General features: G+C 55.2%; 14 protein-coding genes and 1 tRNA gene. 6 read left to right on the top strand and 9 right to left on the bottom strand.

Annotation, left to right across the window (positions count from 1 at the left end):
• Positions 1-696: 696 nt before the first annotated feature.
• Positions 697-1,470, bottom strand: a complete 774-nt coding sequence (gene truA, locus VGM48_RS20815; RefSeq protein ID WP_331582361.1) for a tRNA pseudouridine(38-40) synthase TruA — start codon at positions 1,468-1,470, stop codon at positions 697-699.
• A 45-nt stretch (positions 1,471-1,515) separates the two neighbouring features.
• Entirely contained in the window at positions 1,516-3,126 is a 1,611-nt protein-coding gene (locus tag VGM48_RS20810) for a hypothetical protein (protein ID WP_331582360.1), read from the bottom strand.
• A gap of 251 nt (positions 3,127-3,377) precedes the next feature.
• Here VGM48_RS20810 and VGM48_RS20805 point away from each other — a divergent pair, with 251 nt between their 5' ends.
• On the top strand, positions 3,378-5,903 hold the full coding sequence (locus tag VGM48_RS20805; RefSeq protein WP_331582359.1) for a M1 family metallopeptidase: 2,526 nt from the start codon (positions 3,378-3,380) through the stop codon (positions 5,901-5,903).
• A 76-nt stretch (positions 5,904-5,979) separates the two neighbouring features.
• Here VGM48_RS20805 and VGM48_RS20800 read toward each other — a convergent pair whose 3' ends face one another.
• The 4 genes from VGM48_RS20800 to VGM48_RS20785 form a co-directional block, all read right to left on the bottom strand.
• Positions 5,980-6,819, bottom strand: a complete 840-nt coding sequence (locus tag VGM48_RS20800; RefSeq protein ID WP_331582358.1) for a TPM domain-containing protein — start codon at positions 6,817-6,819, stop codon at positions 5,980-5,982.
• Positions 6,820-6,837: 18 nt separating this feature from the next.
• A complete protein-coding gene (locus tag VGM48_RS20795) occupies positions 6,838-7,296 on the bottom strand; it encodes a TPM domain-containing protein (RefSeq protein ID WP_331582357.1) in 459 nt (152 codons plus the stop codon).
• Between the two features lie 44 nt (positions 7,297-7,340).
• Positions 7,341-7,934: a LemA family protein gene (locus VGM48_RS20790; RefSeq protein WP_331582356.1), complete on the bottom strand. Its 594-nt coding sequence runs from the start codon at positions 7,932-7,934 to the stop codon at positions 7,341-7,343.
• 143 nt (positions 7,935-8,077) lie between these two features.
• Complete coding sequence (locus VGM48_RS20785; protein WP_331582355.1) at positions 8,078-9,286, bottom strand: PmoA family protein; 1,209 nt, start codon at positions 9,284-9,286, stop codon at positions 8,078-8,080.
• Positions 9,287-9,369: 83 nt separating this feature from the next.
• On the opposite strand from VGM48_RS20785, the gene VGM48_RS20780 reads away from it, so the two are divergent.
• Both VGM48_RS20780 and VGM48_RS20775 read left to right on the top strand, forming a co-directional pair.
• A complete protein-coding gene (locus VGM48_RS20780; RefSeq protein WP_331582354.1) occupies positions 9,370-10,728 on the top strand; it encodes a Gfo/Idh/MocA family oxidoreductase in 1,359 nt (452 codons plus the stop codon).
• Positions 10,729-10,762: 34 nt separating this feature from the next.
• A complete protein-coding gene (locus VGM48_RS20775; RefSeq protein WP_331582353.1) occupies positions 10,763-11,812 on the top strand; it encodes a zinc-binding dehydrogenase in 1,050 nt (349 codons plus the stop codon).
• A 64-nt stretch (positions 11,813-11,876) separates the two neighbouring features.
• Here the strand turns inward: VGM48_RS20775 and VGM48_RS20770 are convergent, their stop codons facing one another.
• From VGM48_RS20770 to gap, 3 genes are all read right to left on the bottom strand, one after another.
• The gene (locus tag VGM48_RS20770; RefSeq protein ID WP_331582352.1) at positions 11,877-13,706 is read right to left on the bottom strand and encodes a serine hydrolase; all 1,830 of its coding nucleotides are present in this window, start codon (positions 13,704-13,706) and stop codon (positions 11,877-11,879) included.
• 76 nt (positions 13,707-13,782) lie between these two features.
• Positions 13,783-14,976 carry a phosphoglycerate kinase gene (locus VGM48_RS20765; RefSeq protein WP_331582351.1) on the bottom strand — a complete coding sequence of 398 codons (1,194 nt, stop codon included), beginning with the start codon at positions 14,974-14,976 and terminating at the stop codon, positions 13,783-13,785.
• A 57-nt stretch (positions 14,977-15,033) separates the two neighbouring features.
• A complete protein-coding gene (gene gap, locus VGM48_RS20760) occupies positions 15,034-16,047 on the bottom strand; it encodes a type I glyceraldehyde-3-phosphate dehydrogenase (protein ID WP_331582350.1) in 1,014 nt (337 codons plus the stop codon).
• A 378-nt stretch (positions 16,048-16,425) separates the two neighbouring features.
• Here gap and VGM48_RS20755 point away from each other — a divergent pair.
• The 3 genes from VGM48_RS20755 to VGM48_RS20745 all read left to right on the top strand — a co-directional run.
• Positions 16,426-16,497: transfer RNA gene (locus tag VGM48_RS20755), tRNA-Glu, on the top strand.
• Between the two features lie 552 nt (positions 16,498-17,049).
• A complete protein-coding gene (locus VGM48_RS20750; RefSeq protein WP_331582349.1) occupies positions 17,050-17,379 on the top strand; it encodes a hypothetical protein in 330 nt (109 codons plus the stop codon).
• A gap of 502 nt (positions 17,380-17,881) precedes the next feature.
• The coding region (locus tag VGM48_RS20745; RefSeq protein WP_331582348.1) for an RNA-binding protein at positions 17,882-18,124 on the top strand (243 nt) is incomplete at its 3' end.

The following is an 18,124-nucleotide window of genomic DNA, read 5'->3' as shown; positions in this document are numbered from 1 at the left end:
TATTGTCGATTTTCTTTTCGCTAATATAACCTTACCTAAAAAATTACTTCTTTAGTGCTATTGCTTCCATTCTTTCAAAGAACTTTTCGGCCCGAACAGACCAGAGGTCCGTTCTAATTTTTTACATTTGCCTACCGTTATTTTCAAACGGATTGCAAAGGTAAGAGCCTTTATTAAACTATCAAAAACTTTCTGCTGTTTTCTTCTCTTAGTTATTCACAAAAGATGTGAGAACAGTGTGCCGTATTTTGAAAGATCTAATCGAACTTAAGACGACCACAGGTCGGCTGGCCGAAGGCCCATTTTCAATCGTTTTGCGCTGGAGGATTCATTTTGCATTAATCCGTAAGCGCAAAACTTTTAGAGCGGACGGCAAAGATACAACCAGTATTGTTAACACCAAAATTTTCCTTCGCTTTTTTTAGGGTTCAGCACCCTTATCCTTTCCTGCTTTTTTGGAGTATTTGCCTGCCCGCCGCGTAAAGAACTTCCCCGATAAGCGGCGTTTTGAGATGCCTTATTTCGAATCGGGTTGCAAAGATAAGCAGATGCACATCGCTGCCAAATCTTTTTTGAAAAATTCCGTTCCACGAAATGTGAATAACCCGTGAAACGCTGATTCTATGCGGGTTTCAGCGGAATAAAAAATATCCGTAAAAATGACGCGAGAAAACTAACGGCAATGGGCGACGCATATTACATTCCTTTAACAACAGGAAGCTGCTGAGGATCCGTCAGACTAACTGGAAAGTATACCTGCTGAAGAAAAAGCCCGTGGCCGGGCGCGGAGAAATCGGCCAGCCGGTTGTCCCGCTTTTCGAGGACCTCGCCGAACGCTGCGACGCTGAGCTTACCGCGCCCGACCTGCACCATCGTTCCTACCAGGCCACGGACCATTCCGCGCAGGAACCGGTTGCCCCGGACGCGATAGATGAGGCATTGTTCGTCCTCTTCCCAGGCACTTTCCAGGATGGTGCATTGGAAGGTCTTTACCTGGGTATTGCGCTTAGCGAAGGTGGTGAAATCCTGGAAGGTGGGGATGAGCGCGGCGGCGGCTTTCAGCTGTTCGCGGTCGAGGGTATAGGGATAGAACCAGGCGCGGTCGGCCAGAAAGGGGTTCTTTACTCTATAGATATAGTAGCGGTATTCCCGGCTGATGGCATCAAATCGGCAATGAGCGTCGGGGGCGACGGGATAAATATTCCGAAGGACGATGTCGGGGGGGAGGATGGCGTTGATGTTATAGAGGACGCGCCGTTCGATAAGTCCTTCATAATCAAAATGAAAAAAGTTCTGAAAAGCGTGCACGCCGCCATCCGTCCGGGAGGACCCGGTGAGTACGATGCGGGTGCGGCAGAAGACGCCGAGGGCCTTTTCGACCTCTTGCTGGATCGAGTTGGCGTTTTCCTGGATCTGGAAGCCGCTGTAGTTGGTGCCTTTATAGGCGAGTTCGAGGAAGTACCTGGGCATGGGCGCAAAGATAAGGGGTGCGAAGGATGCGCCGCGTTGCCCTCCTTACCGCATACCAGTGAGCGTTTTGAATTTGCCGGCGTAGACGGGGTCGGCGAGGAGGGTAACCAGATCGCGAAAATGTTCGTCGGCGGCGAAGGGGTAGGCCGTTTCGAAGAAGCGGTATTTGGACGCGTCGGTGGTGAAGATCTCGCTGAGGGCACGGATCTGCCGGGTGAAGAAGCAGCGGGTCCGGAAGACCTTGAGGGCTGCTGTAATGCGTTGGTCATCCTTTCCGGCCTCCAGCATCTTTACCCGCAGCTTGTCGACATCATAATCGGTCGCGAAGTTGTGGCAGTCGGAGTTGACATAGGGCAACTGGGACTTTGAGGCCGGCTTCCTGGCGGAGTCGTTGCTCCGGGGCTTGTCGGCAGCGGGGGGATTGACCGGCGTCGGGACGATCACATGAACACCGGCGGGGGTGTCAAAATTGGGCCCGTGCGCCCTGGCGGCGGCGGTCCGGCCCGAATCCGCATTCACCGTCCGGGTCCTGGTCACCGGGGACCGGCTGGAGTCGGCGGCGGGGATGCGGGTCTTTAGGGCCACAGCAGGGGTCGCCCGGGTCGTATCGAGGGGAATAATAACGACGACCGTATCGACCTTGCCGCCATTGCCCTTGTCGGCATAGACGAGGCGCATATTGCGGGAGAGCTTTATCTGGCTGATCTTGACGATCGCGGGGGCCAGCCGGTAGAGTGGGGTTTTCCGCGCGGAGTCGACCACCGGCGGGGCTTTATGCCCGGGGTTGCCGGCGACGGGCCGAAACAATGGAGCAGCGGCGGAGTCCGATCTTGCGACCGCGGAGTCCATTTTATTAACCGCGGGATCCGCCTTCGTTACGCTGCCGGTGAGCGCAGGTGCGGCGGAAGAATCGGTTTTTGGAGCGGGAGCCGCGGAAATATCGGGTTTGGCCCCGAGGGCCGCGGAGGTATCCTGGGCTGCGGCAGTATTTTGTCTTGCGGGCGGGTCCAGTTTTGTGACGAGGGCCGTGCTAGTGTCGGGATGGTTCTGGGTGGTGGCGGCGCCGGCGCTATCGGGTTGGGCGGCGGAGTTGATGGTAGCCGGGTTGGCGGTGCCGGGCGCTGTACCGGTGGAGTTTGCGGCGGTGGCGGGGGGCGTAGCGGTTGGGACTGGCGGGGTGGGCGTCGTTGCGAGTTCGGAATTGGTAAAGTCATTATATAGTACGGCCGTATCGTGGACGACCCCGGCCATCAGACGGGAGAAAGCATCATCACGCCGGACGCCGAGAGCGTGTACCTCTTCACGCCCACCGGTCCTCGACAGGAGGGCAAGCCATTCCCTGGTCTGACAATCGTAGAGCCCCCACCCTGTCTCATCATGATCCTTTATTTCAAACTCCTGGTCATTGTGCAAGGCGCCGAGCAAATAGGTTTGTTCTACGCCGGGTTTGGCGGGGAAACCGATCGCGATGGTATAGCTGCTATCTTTTAATCGCGAGAGAATGAGATGTCCTTCGGGAGTGGAACTATAGAGATGACCGCCGAGGCGGACGTAGAAGGGCTGCCGATTGCCGGATTGGAGCAGTACGAAATAGTCCTGCGCATAATTATTACCCGTCAGAAAAGAGATCAAAAAGATCAGGCCAAGCTTACACATGATTGGAGGGGTATGCTCCGGCGCATCCGCGGCAGACAGGACGCCATTGCAATTTTAATAGGGTTTACACGTAAAAACCTACCGCAAGTTAAGGAAAAGCGCGGGGAGTTGCACCAGTGGGGCGGCTGGAGAGTGGCCATGGGCGGACGAAAGAGGCGGAAAAAGGGATAGGCGGCGGAGAAAGGTGACGGATCAACAATTATCTTTACGGGCCTCCGGCACGTCGTCGGAGGCAGACGAAAAAAATCAATATGCACGATTATCACCACAGAAGGTATCGAACTCTGGCGGCGGGGCTTTTGTCCGGCGCGCTGCTTTTATCCGCCACATCCCTTGTCCACGCGCAGGAAGCCCAGAAACCGGACGAAGCCTGGAAGAAGGAATACCGGGCTACGGCCACGAAATATGACGATCTGGTCAACACCAAGCTGGATGTCCGGTTTGACTATTCCAAGTCCTATATGTATGGCAAGGCCTGGGTAACGCTGAAACCCCATTTTTATCCGACCGATACGGTCTCGCTGGATGCAAAAGGAATGGATATCCACAAGGTGGAGCTGGACCGGGGCGGGAAGACAACCCCACTGAAGTTCGATTATGATGGGATGGTATTGCGCGTTCACCTGGATCGCGTCTATAAATACACGGAAAAATATACGCTCTTCATCGACTATACGTCAAAGCCGAACGATCTGAAGGTAAAGGGCAGCGCGGCGATCACCGACGCCAAGGGCCTCTATTTCATCAACCCGAAGGGGGAAGATAAGAACAAGCCGACGCAGATCTGGACGCAGGGGGAGACAGAAGCCAATTCGGTATGGTTCCCGACGATCGATAAGCCCAACCAGAAGACGACGGAAGAGATCTTTATGACCGTTCCCTCGAAATACGTGACCCTGTCCAACGGACTGATGGTCGGCCAGAAAGAGAATGGCGACGGCACCCGCACCGACCACTGGAAGATGGACCTGCCGCATGCACCCTATCTTTTCTTTATGGGCGTGGGCGACTATGCCATCGTAAAAGATTCCTATAAAGGGAAGGATGTCAATTATTATGTAGAGAAGGAATATGCCCCGGTGGCCCGCCGCATCTTCGGTAACACGCCGGAAATGATCGCGTTCTACTCAAGGATCACGGGGATCGATTATCCCTGGCCAAAGTATGACCAGATCGTCGGCCGCGACTACGTCAGCGGCGCCATGGAGAATACCACCGCGACGCTGCACGGCGAGTCGGCGCAGCAGGATGCCCGGGAGCTGACGGATGGCAACGGCTGGGAGGATGTGATCGCGCATGAGTTGTTCCACCAGTGGTTTGGTGACATGGTCACCACCGAGAGCTGGAGCAATATCACGCTGAACGAGTCTTTCGCCGACTACAGCGAGACCTTGTGGAACGAATACAAATACGGGAAGGACGCGGGCGAAGCCGTGAATTACAAGGGGATCTCGAGCTATCTGCAACAGCCGGAGAATGCAGGGAAGAACCTGGTGCGGTTCTATTATGCCGATAAGGAAGACGTGTTCGACCAGGTGAGCTATCCGAAGGGCGGCCGCATCCTGAACATGCTGCGCAATTATGTCGGCGACAGCGCATTCTTCAAATCGCTGAACCTGTACCTGACGACCAATAAGTTCAAATCTGCCGAAGCGCAGCAACTGCGGCTGGCTTTTGAAGAGGTGACCGGCCAGGACCTGAACTGGTACTGGAACCAATGGTATTATGGTTCGGGACACCCCAAACTGAAGATCGACTACGTCTATGACGACGCGGCCGGCAAGGTACAGGTGATCGTGAACCAGACACAGGAGACGGGGAAGATGTTCCGCCTGCCGATCGCGATCGACGTCTACAATGGCCCGACTAAAGAACGCCATAAAGTATGGATCGAAGACAAGACCGATACCTTCACCTTCGCCTATAAGAGCCGGCCCGATCTGGTGAATGTGGACGGCGACAAGGTGCTGCTTTGTGAAAAGACCGACGATAAGACGCTGGACAATTTCATCCACCAGTATAAGTATGCCGGCAATTATGTCGACCGGCATGAGGCAGTGGACTTCTGCGCCAAGCATCAGGATGAGGCCAAGGCGGTGGACCTGTTAAAGGCGGCGGTGAAGGATCGCTATTATCGCATCCGCAGCTATGCGCTTGGCAAGGTGGATTTTAAGCGGGACAATGTAAGGGCGGCTTTTGAGCCGATCGTGGCGCAACTGGCAGAGAGTGATCCGAGCCGGGTGGTGAAGGCAAAGGCGATCGAGATCCTTGGCAGCTTTGGGAATTCGGCCTATCTGCCACTGTTTATCAAGGCTACTACAGACAGTTCGTACAGTGTGGCGGGTAATGGACTCGAGGCGTTATCGGATCTTGACAGCACGTCGGCGCTCGCCCTGGCCAAGAAGATGATCAAGGCGCCCGCGAAGGGGGAGCTGTCGGTGGCGATCTCGCAGGTGCTGATGAAGTCGGGAGATGAGAGCGATTTTGATATCGTATCCGATAATTTCGAGAAGATGCCGGTGGCGCAGGAGAAGTTCGAGTTTATGATGCCTTATGCGAAGATGCTGTCAAAGGTTACGAGCACGGACAAGTTGAAACGGGGGGTGGATCTGCTGATCCAGTTCAAAGAAGCGATCCCGCAGGCGTACCGCCAGCAGACCGATCCATATTTCGACAATGCGTTGAAGGGACTGGCCAAGAAAAAGCAGGCGGAGGGGAAGAACGACCAGGCGGAGTATATCAATGCGAAGTTGGGTGGGGAGAAGAAAGGATTTTAATTTGACGCCCCGGCCGATGGCCGGGGCGCAGGCATAAAAAAAAACCCCCGCTTACGCGGGGCTTTTTTTTATGCGTTTACCAACTTCCGCCGGCGCCGCCGCCGCCGGTGTCACCACCGCCGAAGCCGCCGAAATCTCCGCCTCCACTGTCACCACCGGACCAGCCGCCACCGCCGCCGCCGGACCAGCCACCGCCGCCGCCAAGACCGCGGCCGACCATGGTGCCGAGGAGGAAGGGCAGGAAGCCGCCGCCACCGAAGTACCCTCCCCCACCCCCGCCGCCGCGACCGCCGCGGAAGATGCTGAGGATAATAATGATAAAGATGAAGAAGAAGATCCCGATGCCGAAGCTGTCCCCGCGACCCTTGCGGGCGTGACGCTTCCCACGGTTGGCATATTCGCTTGTGGCTTTGTATTCCCCGGCTGCCGCTTTTATGAGCGCGTCGGCGGCATGGCTGAAGCCGCGATAGTAGTTATCCCCGGTGCTGCTGCGGAAGTTGGGGACGATCTCGTTGTCGATGATCGCCCTTGCCGTGACGTCGGGGATCGCGCCTTCGAGGCCGTAGCCCGTCGTGATAAAGACCTTGCGGTTGTCGATCGAGACGAGGATGAGGATGCCGTTGTTGGTTTTTTTGTTGCCGATGCCCCAGGCTTTAAAGAGTTTGACACTGTATTCCTCGATGTCCTCATCGCCGATGGTCGGCATGGTGACGACGACGATCTGGTTGGAGGTGCTGTCGTCGTAGTTGACGAGTTTGTGCTCGAGGGCCGAGATCTGGTCGTCGGTCATGACATGGGCAAAGTCGTTGACCAGGTGGTTGGGGTTGGGCTTCGGCGGCACCTCCTGCGCATGGACGAGAATGGGCCGGGCCAGGAACAGGAGAGCGGCGAAGAGGATGTAGCGAAGTTTGTTCATTAAGTGCGTTTGATAGGGTTAGCGGCCGAAGACGATATCATCGGGGAGTTGGTTGATATCCGTAGCCCGGTCGTAAGGGAAGTGCCGCTCCAGCGCATGGCCGATGTCGGTGACGACCGCCGCGATGCCCGCTGCATAGTCCGCCTTATTGAAATGGGCGAGGATGGTCCTTACCTCCTGGTTCCAGAAGTCCTGTCCCACCAACTGATGGATGCCGCGGTCGCCGAGGATGGCCAGTTGCCGGTCCTTTATCGCGACATAGACGAGGACGCCGTTGCGGGCGACGGTGTTCTCCATCTTCAGTGCGGCAAAGACCTCGGTGGCGCGATCGCGGGGGTCTACATAGCGGCAGTGTCTTTCCACATAGACGCGGATCTCCCCGCTGGTGCATTTTTCGGCCGACTGGATGGCGGTGACGATATGCTGTTGCTGCGCTTCGTCAAAAAGAGGCTTTCGCTTGAATAGTGAGAATGCCAAGGCGAAGAATTTATCGGGCCCCGCTTGCGCGGGGCCCGTATTTATTATTTGATGTCGAAATGTATGTCGGGAGCGTTCTGGCTGCCGGGGTCCGCCTGGAAATAGGTTCTTACGTGGAAGCCGAACATGCCGGCGAAGATGTTGTTCGGGAAGGTCTTGACCTTCAGGTTATACTCGTTGACGGCGCCGTTGAATTCGCGGCGGGCATTGTTGATGCGGTTCTCCGTTCCGGCAATGTTGGTTTGGAAGTCCTGGAATTGCTGGGTCGTTTTGAGATCGGGATAGGCTTCGGCGACGGCCATGAGCCGGGCAAAGGAGCCCTGCAGGTTGGCCTGCGCGCGCTGATAGGCGCCGAGCGAAGCGGAGTCGTTGACATCAACCTTGATCTGGGTGGCGCTGGCGCGGGCGGCGATCACCTCTTTAAGTGTGGACTTTTCGAAGTTGGCCGAGCCTTCGATCGTGTGGATAATACTACTATACAGGTCGTTACGACGCTGGTATTGCGTCTGGACATCACCCAGTTTATTCTGTACCAACTGATCGGTAGTGACCAGGCCGTTGTAGCGGCTGCAGGCGCAACCGCCGAACAGGAGGATGACGAATAAAACTACGATCAGGGTGAGATTCTTTGTACTCATTTTTTCAATTTTTAGGTTAACGAGGTAAAATTAGCATTTTTGGCGGCGCTGTGCACGTGATTTTAGGCAGACCGCGGCGGAGTACGGGCAGGTGGGGCAAATTGCCGGTAGACGGGGCCGATTCTCAGGTGGATAGCGGTTTGTTATCTGACGCGGGCGAAATCATCGGCGAGCCGGTTGATCTTTTCGGTAGACAGCCTGCTGTTCCCTGCGGCTATGACTATCCGGTATCTAAAGGTGGCGGACTGCCCGGGCGCCAGATGGAAGTTCATGATTTTGCTGCCGTTGCTGAATATTTTCTGACCCAGGGGGTTGGCCGCGAAGAGGCCATAGCCGCGGGCATGCCAATAAGTGGGATAACCCGGGTTCTCCGGATGGTCGATGATAGCGATGCTAAGGGTATCCTGCTGTTTTTTGCCATACATCAGGCACCAGGTGCCGCGGGTGCCCCAGGCGCTGTCGCCTGTTTTGCCTTCGGAGGTCAAATACGTTCCGTTAATGTCCGGGCTATTGCCGGCGGCGACCTTTGTGATATTCCCTTTGTCGTCGACGAATTCGCCGGGGGTCTTGGAGGGTATCTGCAGTTCTTTTGTGACGCGGAGGCCCAGCATGCCATCCTTGGCGTCGGGAAACCTGACGTCGGTGACGGCGGTGAGGGTGGTGAAGCGGTCGATGATCCGTTGCTGTTTGTCGGCGCTGAAGACATAGGTGGTATGTTCCGTCAGAAGGACGTTTTGCTTTGTGTCGGTCCAACGCGCGACATACCGGATGATACCGGTACTGTTGGCCAGTTTGGCGCCGCTTGCATGGGAGGGTGCGGCTCGGCCGGTGGATATCGGGTTGGCCGTGTTCGTGTTGGGATAGTGGTTACCGTCAGTGCCGGTGAAGGTGCCTGCCTGGAGGATGCTGTCGGTGCGGATCCAGCCGTATTTATCTTTTTTTGCCGCGGGGATCGCGTAGGAGTTATTCCAGAAATCGAGGCCGTTGACGTTCTCGTAGTTGAACCAGAGGCCGAGATGGTGGGGGTGATCGACTGGTTCACCGGTTCGGGGACGGAGCGGGAAACCACGGGTGATGAGCTGCCCGTCGGCGGCGTAGATCGGATAGAGAACGGGTTTTGCGAGCGAATCGGGGTAGATGAAGGTCGTGAAGGGTTTGCCGCCGGCGGTGATGGTGATGGAGCGGGCGGCGGGGTCGTTCTCGACCTTTATGGGGAGTTGCTGAGCGGATGCGTTAGGGATCGCAGCCAAAAGCCCGCAGCTGAAAGCGAGGACTTGCAGCGAAGAGCCCGACCCGAAGGGGAACGCCCTAAAAAGTTTACGAAAACGTTTGCGTAGCGTGGATTTGGTCATATGACAGGCTTTTGCGTGAGCAATGATCTAAATTAGTACATTTAGTATGAAAAACGTTTAACTATCAAAATGACACTTTCCATATGACAACAAATCGCAGGGACTTTATCCGTCAAACGAGTATGGCCGGGATGGCCACGTATATGGGCGCCATGGGATTCAGCGCCAACAGCTATCGCCGCATCATCGGCGCCAATGACCGGGTGCGGGTCGGCGTCGTCGGGTTCTCAGACCGGCATAGGAATGATCATATTCCGGCGTTTCTAAGGAGTTACCAGGAAATGAACTTTGACATCATCGCGGTGTCGGATATCTGGAAGAAGCGAAGGGAGGAAGGAAGCGCTTTTCTGGCGCAGAAGTTCGGGCACCCGGTGACGGCTTGCGTCAATAACGATGCGCTATATGCGATAAAAGACGTCGACGCGGTCATGATTTCGACGGCCGACTTCCAGCATGCGCTGCATACGGTGGAGGCTGTCAGGGCCGGTCGCGACACGTATACCGAGAAGCCGCTCGCCGAGACGATGGACGACGCGCGGGCGGTGCTGAAGGCCGTAAAGGATTCGGGGAAGATCGTGCAGATCGGATCACAGCGACGCAGCGGCGCCAACTACTGGGCGGCGGCGGATTTTATCCAGTCGGGAAAGTTTGGGCCGATCGTGATGGTCGAACTGACGTGGAATGTCAATCAGCCGGGACGCTGGCGGCGGCCGGCGCTGGTGGCGCAGATGCGGGAGGAAGACACGGACTGGAAGCGATTCCTGATGAACCGGCCACATGAGCCGTTCGATGCGCGGAAGCATCTGGAGTTTCGCCTGTTCTGGCCCTATTCATCGGGTCTGCCGGGGCAGTGGATGTCGCATCAGATAGATACCGTTCATTGGTTTGCACAGCTGCCGCATCCGAGGAGTGCTTCGGCTAACGGCGGTATCTATGCGTGGAAGGACGGCCGGAGAAACGCGGATACGATGACGGTGGTGTTCGACTACGGCCCACTCGATGATCTTTCGAAAGGCTTCCAGGTCGTCTTCACCTCGCGGCAGACGAACTCGGCGGGTGAGACCAAGGAGATCTATTATTCCAATGGCGGAACGATGAACCTGGACACCAATACCATCTCGCATGAAGGCGGGCTGACGGAGAAGTATGCGAGTGCGATGGGGATGCATGCGAATGAGTTGCCGTCGGTGTCGCTGAAGGAGACGGGGCCAAAGGCTTCGACGGACGCTAGTACCGGTGGCGATCCGTTAACGACTGCACACGTTCGCAACTGGATGGAGTGTGTGCGGAGCCGGAAACAGCCGAATGCGCCGATCGACGCGGGGTATCACCATTCGATCGCGGTGATCATGGCCAACGCGGCCTACCGGACCGGCGAACGGGTGACCTTCGATGAGAAGACGCAGGAGGTGATGGCCGGTGGGAAGGTGTTTAAATATTAAGCGGCACATCGTGTTGGGATGATAACTTTACGATATGAAAGCATTAGTTATAGCGGAGAAAGGCAAACCCTTGCAGTTGTTGCCGGTGGACGACAAGACCGCGGGGCCCGGGCAGGCGCTGGTGCGGGTGCATGCGGCGGCGCTGAATCACCGGGATCTGTGGATACAGAAGGGACAGTATGCGGGGTTGAAGTATCCGATCATCCCGGGTTCGGATGGAGCGGGGGTCGTCGCGGCGGTTGGGGGTTCCGCGGGGGCGTCGGGCGGTTCGGGCGCGGGGCGTGCGGATGGTTCGGGCGCCGGGGCTGATTGGGTTGGCAAGGAGGTGATCATCGACCCGGCGTTGAACTGGGGACATGATCCCGGCTTTCAGCATCCCACCGATTTTAAGATATTGGGCTTACCGGATGACGGGACACTGGCAGAATATGTGGTTGCGCCCCTGGCGAATCTCGCGCTCAAACCGGCGCACCTTTCGTTTGAAGAAGCGGCGGCGCTTCCGCTGGCGGGGTTGACGGCCTGGCGGGCGTTGATGACGCGGGGGCGGCTGCAGGCCGGGGAGCGGGTGCTGATCACGGGGATCGGCGGCGGGGTGGCTTTGTTTGCGCTGCAGTATGCGGTGGCGGCGGGCGCCCGGGTATACGTGACTTCCAGCAGCGAGGAGAAGCTGTCGCGGGCGGTGGCGATGGGCGCTGTCGGCGGGGTGAATTATAAAAGCGCCGACTGGGTCGGCAATTTGCGGTCGAAGGAAGGCGGTTTTGACGTCGTGATCGACGGCGCCGCGGGTGATGGGGTGAACGAATTGCTGGACCTGGCCGCGCCCGGGGGAAGGCTTGTCTTTTATGGCGCCACGCGGGGCAACCCTTCTTCAGTCGTCTGGCGGCGCATGTTCTGGAAACAGTTAAATGTGCTGGGTTCGACGATGGGGGACCCGCAGGATTTTGCGGAGATGATGGAGTTTGTGGGACAATACAAGATCCGGCCGGTCGTGGACCGGGTTTTTGCGATGGAAGAGGGGGAGGCGGCCTTTCGGCATATGGATGAGGGGGGACAATTCGGGAAGATCGTTATCAAAATAAAATAAGGGGCTGCGGCATACGCGGCGGGCGGCGGGCCACAACGGGCCACAGCAGGCGGGCGTGTAGGTATTATTTCTTTTTTATCGCCTTGAAGTTGCCGCCTGGCTTGGTGGCCGTCAGACCGGTGACCGCGCCGCCGGCATCGAGCTCGAACTGGATATAGAACCCGTTTTGAGTTTTCAGCGTGAACCTGTTGGTGTCGTTGGGAGCCAATTCATAGTCGCCCTGTCCGGGGGCGGCGAGGTAGAGGGTGTTGCTTTTTATATAGACGCTGACGGTCAGCGATTCGCCGATCACATATTCACCAGTATATTTTTTGAGTTGTTCTGCGCTGAGCGCCATGCCCTTCGGCGCGCGGGTAAAGGTGACGGGCTTGTTGTCCAGGCCTAGTGTGACGGCATTGATATTGCCGAGTTCGTCCATGCCAAAAGAAAAGCGGATATTTCCGTGATCGGTGGTATCGATGCCATCACGGGGATCGATGTCGAAGGGTTCGAACACATCATAGTGAAAGTGTTTCAACCACCATTTTTGATGCGGCATGTTGACGATCAACGAGTCATTCCTTAGCACGATGTCGATATTTCCATAGGCAGGATTGGCATACTGGCCCGCATAGTCGCCGGGCGGATGCGAAAGGTGAGTGTTTGGCAGTTGGTTGGAATGGCGGGACGCCGCGGCGTTCCTGTCTTCTTTGCGGGACCGGTCGGCGTCGTTCTTGCTTTCCGTTTCCCAATCTTTATAGGGAGCTTGCAATAGCCGGTCGACAATGAAATTGCGGACGATGTTCGGCACATGGGAATTGTCCTGATTGGTCAGCACGACGATCCCGATGCTGTCTGCGGGGAAGAAGCAGAGGTTGGCGGAGAAGCCGTCGATGTTGCCGCCGTGCTCGACCCGATAGTGGCCCCGATAGGAGTCGATGAACCAGCCGAATCCATAGCCGTTGAAATAGCTGCCCGGCTCGTCTTTGGAAGGAAGACCGCCGCCCATGGCCATCTGGACGCTGGTGGCTTCGGCGACATAACTTTCGGGCAGTATTTCCCTACCCTTGTATTTGCCGTTGTGCATCCAGACCCGTAGCCAGATGGCCAGGTCGGGGGCGTTGCTATTGATAGCGCCGGCCGGAGCCATTTCGGGCAGCCGGTGGTACTCCATCCGGTGGACGATGCTGTCTTTTTTTACTTCATATCCATAGGCATAGTCCGGACTTTTTTGCAGGTCGTCGATGGTGAAACTGGTGTGGGTCATGCCGAGCGGCGTGAGGATCCGGTCCTGGACGTTCTGTTCCCAGGACTGGCCGGTAACCTTTTCGGCGACCAGCCCCTGGCCGAGGTACATGAAATTGTTGTATTGCCAGCGTTCGCGGACGCCGGCGGTGGGTTCCATGTACTGTACGCGCCGGATCAGCGAATCGCGGGTGGACGGCGGATTGATGAACCAGGACGTTTCATAGCGGGACAGGCCGGTGCGATGGCACATCATGTCACGCAGGGTGATCATGTTGTCCATGGTGGTAGTATAGAATTTCAAACTCGGAAGATATTCGCGGACGGGTTTGTCGATGTCCAGCTTTTCGGCCTTGTCCAGGAGGCCGATAAGGGAGGCGGTAAAGGCCTTTGTGCAACTGCCGATGGCGAAGACCGTGTTGGGGGTGACGGGGGAATGGCGATCGAAGTCTTTGTAGCCAAAGCCTTTTGCGTAGACGATACTGTCCTTTTCAACGACGGCGACGACAAAGCCCGCGGCGTGCCAGTCGTTGAGTACGCGCTGGTACGTGGTGTCGAGGCCGGCAAGGCGGTCGGCAGGCCGGTGTTTTTGTTTTTGGGCAAAGAGGAGGGTCGGAGCAAGGGTGAGGAGGATGATCGGAGCAAGGACGAAAAGCAGGCTGCGGCGCATAATAGTCGGTTTGAAATGAAAAGCCCGATAAATCTACCAATTTATCGGGCTTTTTGTGTGCGTGGAGGCAAAATAGTTAGGCCTTGACGGCGGCGATGCCGGGGAGTTCTTTTCCTTCAAAATATTCGAGCAGGGCGCCACCGCCGGTGGAGACATAGCTGACTTTGTCAGCATATCCGAATTGGTTGACAGCGGCTACAGAGTCACCACCGCCTACTAGCGAGTACGCACCTTTCTGGGTGGCTTCGGCGACGGCGCGGGCGATACCTCTTGTTCCGCGCTGGAATTTTTCCATTTCAAAGACCCCCATGGGGCCGTTCCAAAGTATTGTTTTGCTGCGGTGGATGATGTTTGTGAATTGTTCGCAGGCGTTTTCCCCGATGTCGAGGCCCATCCAGCCGTCGGGAATATTATTGCTCGGCGCGGAGGAGTCACTTGCGTCGGCTGCGAACTTGTCTGCGATGATGCTGTCGGCGGGAAGGTGGATGCGAACGCCTTTCTTTTCGGCTTTGTCACAAAGTTCGCGTGCGGTGTCGAGGCGATCGTTCTCACAGAGGGAGTTGCCGATCCTGCCGCCGAGGGCTTTGAGGAAGGTATAGGCCATGCCGCCGCCGATGATGATGTCGGTTGCCCGTTCCATCAAATTTTCGATGATGAGGATCTTATCCGACACCTTGGCGCCGCCGATGATGGCGGTGAAGGGCTTTTGTGACTGGTGGAGTACTTTTTCGGCGCTGTTGACCTCTGCTTCCATGAGCAGACCGAACATCCGCTTGTCTTTTGGGAAGAACTGGGCGATGATGGCGGTGGAGGCGTGGGCGCGGTGGGCGGTTCCGAAGGCGTCATTGACATAGATGTCGCCGAGTTTGGCCAGCTTTTCAGCGAAGGCTTTGTCGCCTTTCTCTTCTTCCTTGTGGAACCGCAGGTTCTCGAGCAGGAGGACCTGGCCGGGCTTGAGGGCCGCGGCTGCGGATGTAGCGGGTTCGCCGATGCAGTCGGTGGCGAAGGCCACCTCCGTGCCGAGGAGTTGTTTTAGATGCGGTAGGAGGTGCTTGAGCGAATATTTTTCCGTCGGTCCGTCTTTTGGCCGGCCGAGATGGGACATCAGGATGACGCTGCCGCCGTCTTTCAACACTTTTTTAACGGTGGGTATGGCTGCGCGGATGCGGGTGTCGTCGGTGATCGCGTACTTGTCGTTGAGCGGAACGTTGAAGTCGACCCGGATCAGGGCTTTTTCATTTGCAAAGCTATGCTGGCTGAATTGGCTCATAAGTAGTATGTAATGCAAAACCCGGTCCAGGGACCGGGTTTTTGGTTTCGTTCAACCTTATTTGGAGATCATTTTGGCGAAGTAGCTCAGGCTGCGGACCAGCTGGCTGACATAGCTCATTTCATTGTCATACCAGGACACCGTCTTTACGAGCTGGACGTCTCCGTTGGTGATGACACGGGTCTGTGTGGCGTCGTAGAGGGAGCCGTAGCGGATGCCGATGACGTCGGTGGAGACGATCTCGTCTTCGGTGTAACCGAAGGATTCGTTGGCGGCGGCCTTCATGGCGGCGTTGACCTCCTCGAGGGTGACCTTTTTGCCGAGCACAGTAACGAGTTCGGTGAGGGAACCGGTGAGGACCGGGACGCGCTGGGCGCCACCGTCGAGCTTACCTTTCAGTTTGGGGAGGACCAGGCCGATGGCTTTGGCGGCGCCGGTGCTGTTGGGCACGATGTTGGCGGCGGCGGCGCGGGCGCGGCGGAGGTCGCCTTTTGGATGGGGGGCGTCCTGGGTATTCTGGTCGTTGGTGTAGGCGTGGATGGTCGTCATGAGACCGGATACGATGCCGTATTTCTCGTCCAGGACCTGGGCCATGGGCGCCAGGCAGTTGGTGGTACAGGAGGCGCAGCTGATGATGGTTTCGCTGCCGTCGAGGATGTTATGGTTGACGTTGAAGACGATGGTCTTCAGATCGCCGGTGGCGGGGGCGGAGATCACGACGCGTTTTGCGCCGGCTTTGATGTGCGCCTCGGCCTTTTCCTTGTCGGTGAAGAAACCGGTACATTCAAGGACGACGTCGACCTTGTGTGCGGCCCAGGGAATGTCGGCGGGGTTCTTCTGGGCATATATCTTTACTTCGTCGCCATTGACGATGATGGAGTTCTCAGTCGATTTTACTTCTTCTTCGAAGCGGCCCTGGGCGCTATCGTATTTCAGCAGGTGAGCTAACACCTTCGGGCTAGTCAAGTCATTGATCGCCACTACTTCAATCCCCTCGAGTCCGTGAATCTGGCGGAATGCCAAACGTCCGATGCGGCCAAATCCGTTGATAGCAACTTTAACTGTACTCATAAACGATGAATTTGAGTTTTGAATTTTAAGGAAGCGAAGTTACAATATTGGTTATTATGAGATTATAAATTTTTGGGGGTCAATTGAAAAGATGAGCTAATTTTTTTAAAACCAGTTGGTTGAGGTGGGGAATTTGCGGTTGGGCATTATATGATGATTTTTTGATGGTTTTGGGGCCTTTTGGACGCTGAAAATGGAAGATCCGAATGAGGTGGTGCGACGGCAGGATCTCCGGCGAAATTCACCTGTCACAGAGCGGGGTTGGAGAGGGAGGTGAGGGTGCTTGATAAATTGATAATGAAAAATTTGGCTGATTTTGCGAAGGCCTATATCTTTGCACTCCTTTCACGGAAAACCGGCAGAACGGTTTATACGAACGCCGCGTTGGTCAATCGGTTAAGACGCCTCCCTTTCACGGAGGAATGAGGGGTTCGACTCCCCTACGCGGTACCTAGTTTTATTAGTAAGCCCCAATTGTTGAAATTGGGGTTTTTTGTTGCTGTTTATCAAGCACTTCTCCGTTCGAGTCTACCCGTTTTCAATGAGTTGCGAAATCATTTAGTTTCGATTAATGCAAAAATGAATTCCAATTTATTATCGATTAAGGTGTTGTGTGTTTTTCTAGAGTGTTCGACCTCCCCGACGGGGGGTGGTACTTCAATGAAAAAACTACCGGTCAGTACTATCTTCTTTTAGCAAAATTTGGGCTATTAAGGTAGCGCCCAGCCTTAGAAGTTCGGCCGCCTTTTCATTCACTGCTGGCTTTACAAATGCTTTTGGAATTCTTCTTTTTGCTCTGTTTCGCCTTAATGAATTGAATGGAAGCGCCTGCCTTGGTTCCTTTTAAATTCTTTTGCTCTATCGCATTATATAAAGTCAGTAATTATTCAAATATGAGATAGAAAATATTGTAAATTCAACACTATGGACGGATTGATGGAATAATATGAAAATAATGCAACCGCTTTTATTCACCATCGGGTTGCAATACAGATTATCGAATTGACCGAATTCGGTGAAGAGACGATTGCTTTAATAGATCAATCATTGAAAGATTTGCCCGCCGTAGACCCGACACCTGCTGCAAAAGCCATTAAAAATATTTGGCTTTGGACCCTTGCAGCATACGAAGTTACACGTACACTCCACCAACGTAAGGAGATTTTCACTCAAAATACTGCTTGTCAGCTGGGGCAGCTAAAGCGCCAACTTTCCACACTTCGAATGCCGATGGCAAAATTGTTTGATGCATTCCTGGTGACCTATGCGAATATTAAACCAAAGGACATAGATGTCGATGAATTGCAAAAGTTTCATAAATCAAACCCCTGAGTGCTGTTATTTCCATTAAGTTCTGCAGTCATCTCGTAAAACGTCCGGTTTCGCACACCGGCCATCCGCTTAGAAATATTGCTTTATCGTGATAGGAACAATCAGATGTAGCACGCCTATTCCATTCAATTGTCATATTGATAATTTTACTTATGTCAAATGGGGCAGTTAGCGAGTTATAAAAATCAAATTTTCGACAAATTTTGAAAGGTGTCCGAACCAGCTCCCCGACACGGTACGAGTGTGGCACATGTGGCAGCCACCCGGCCACCGGCTACTTGCCGTCTTCGTACATAGGAGGAAAGGCAAGATAAGCCATACGATCCTACGATAATTGAATAGGCTCATTCGGGTAGTTGCTTGGTTATCGAGAAAGATACAGCGCACGTCTACTAGAAAAAAAAGGTGTTTCCACAGTATTTTGGTCATGGCTTCCTTCCCGTGGACCCTGAAGGTTAATTCATAGGGGAGATGAAAAGGTTTATCTTTAGAAAAAAACATCATGAAACTATTTGTCGGGGGTCTCCCCTTTAGCGTCGATGACCGCGAACTGCAGGGGATGTTCGAAGCGTACGGGAAGGTTGGGTCCGCGAAGATCATCACGGACCGGGAAACCGGGAAAAGCCGTGGTTTCGGGTTTGTGGAGTTTGCCGACGACAAAGAAGGCGAGGCGGCGATCAAGGACTTGAATGGCAGCAGCCACGAAGGAAGACAACTCAAAGTGAATGTCGCGGAAGATAAGCCC

Origin of the sequence: Puia sp., from assembly GCF_036500295.1 — a bacterium.
In the GTDB taxonomy this organism is placed as follows: domain Bacteria; phylum Bacteroidota; class Bacteroidia; order Chitinophagales; family Chitinophagaceae; genus Puia.
The sequence above is the reverse complement of the archived record's forward strand: the minus strand, read 5'-3'. Positions and strand labels throughout refer to the sequence as shown.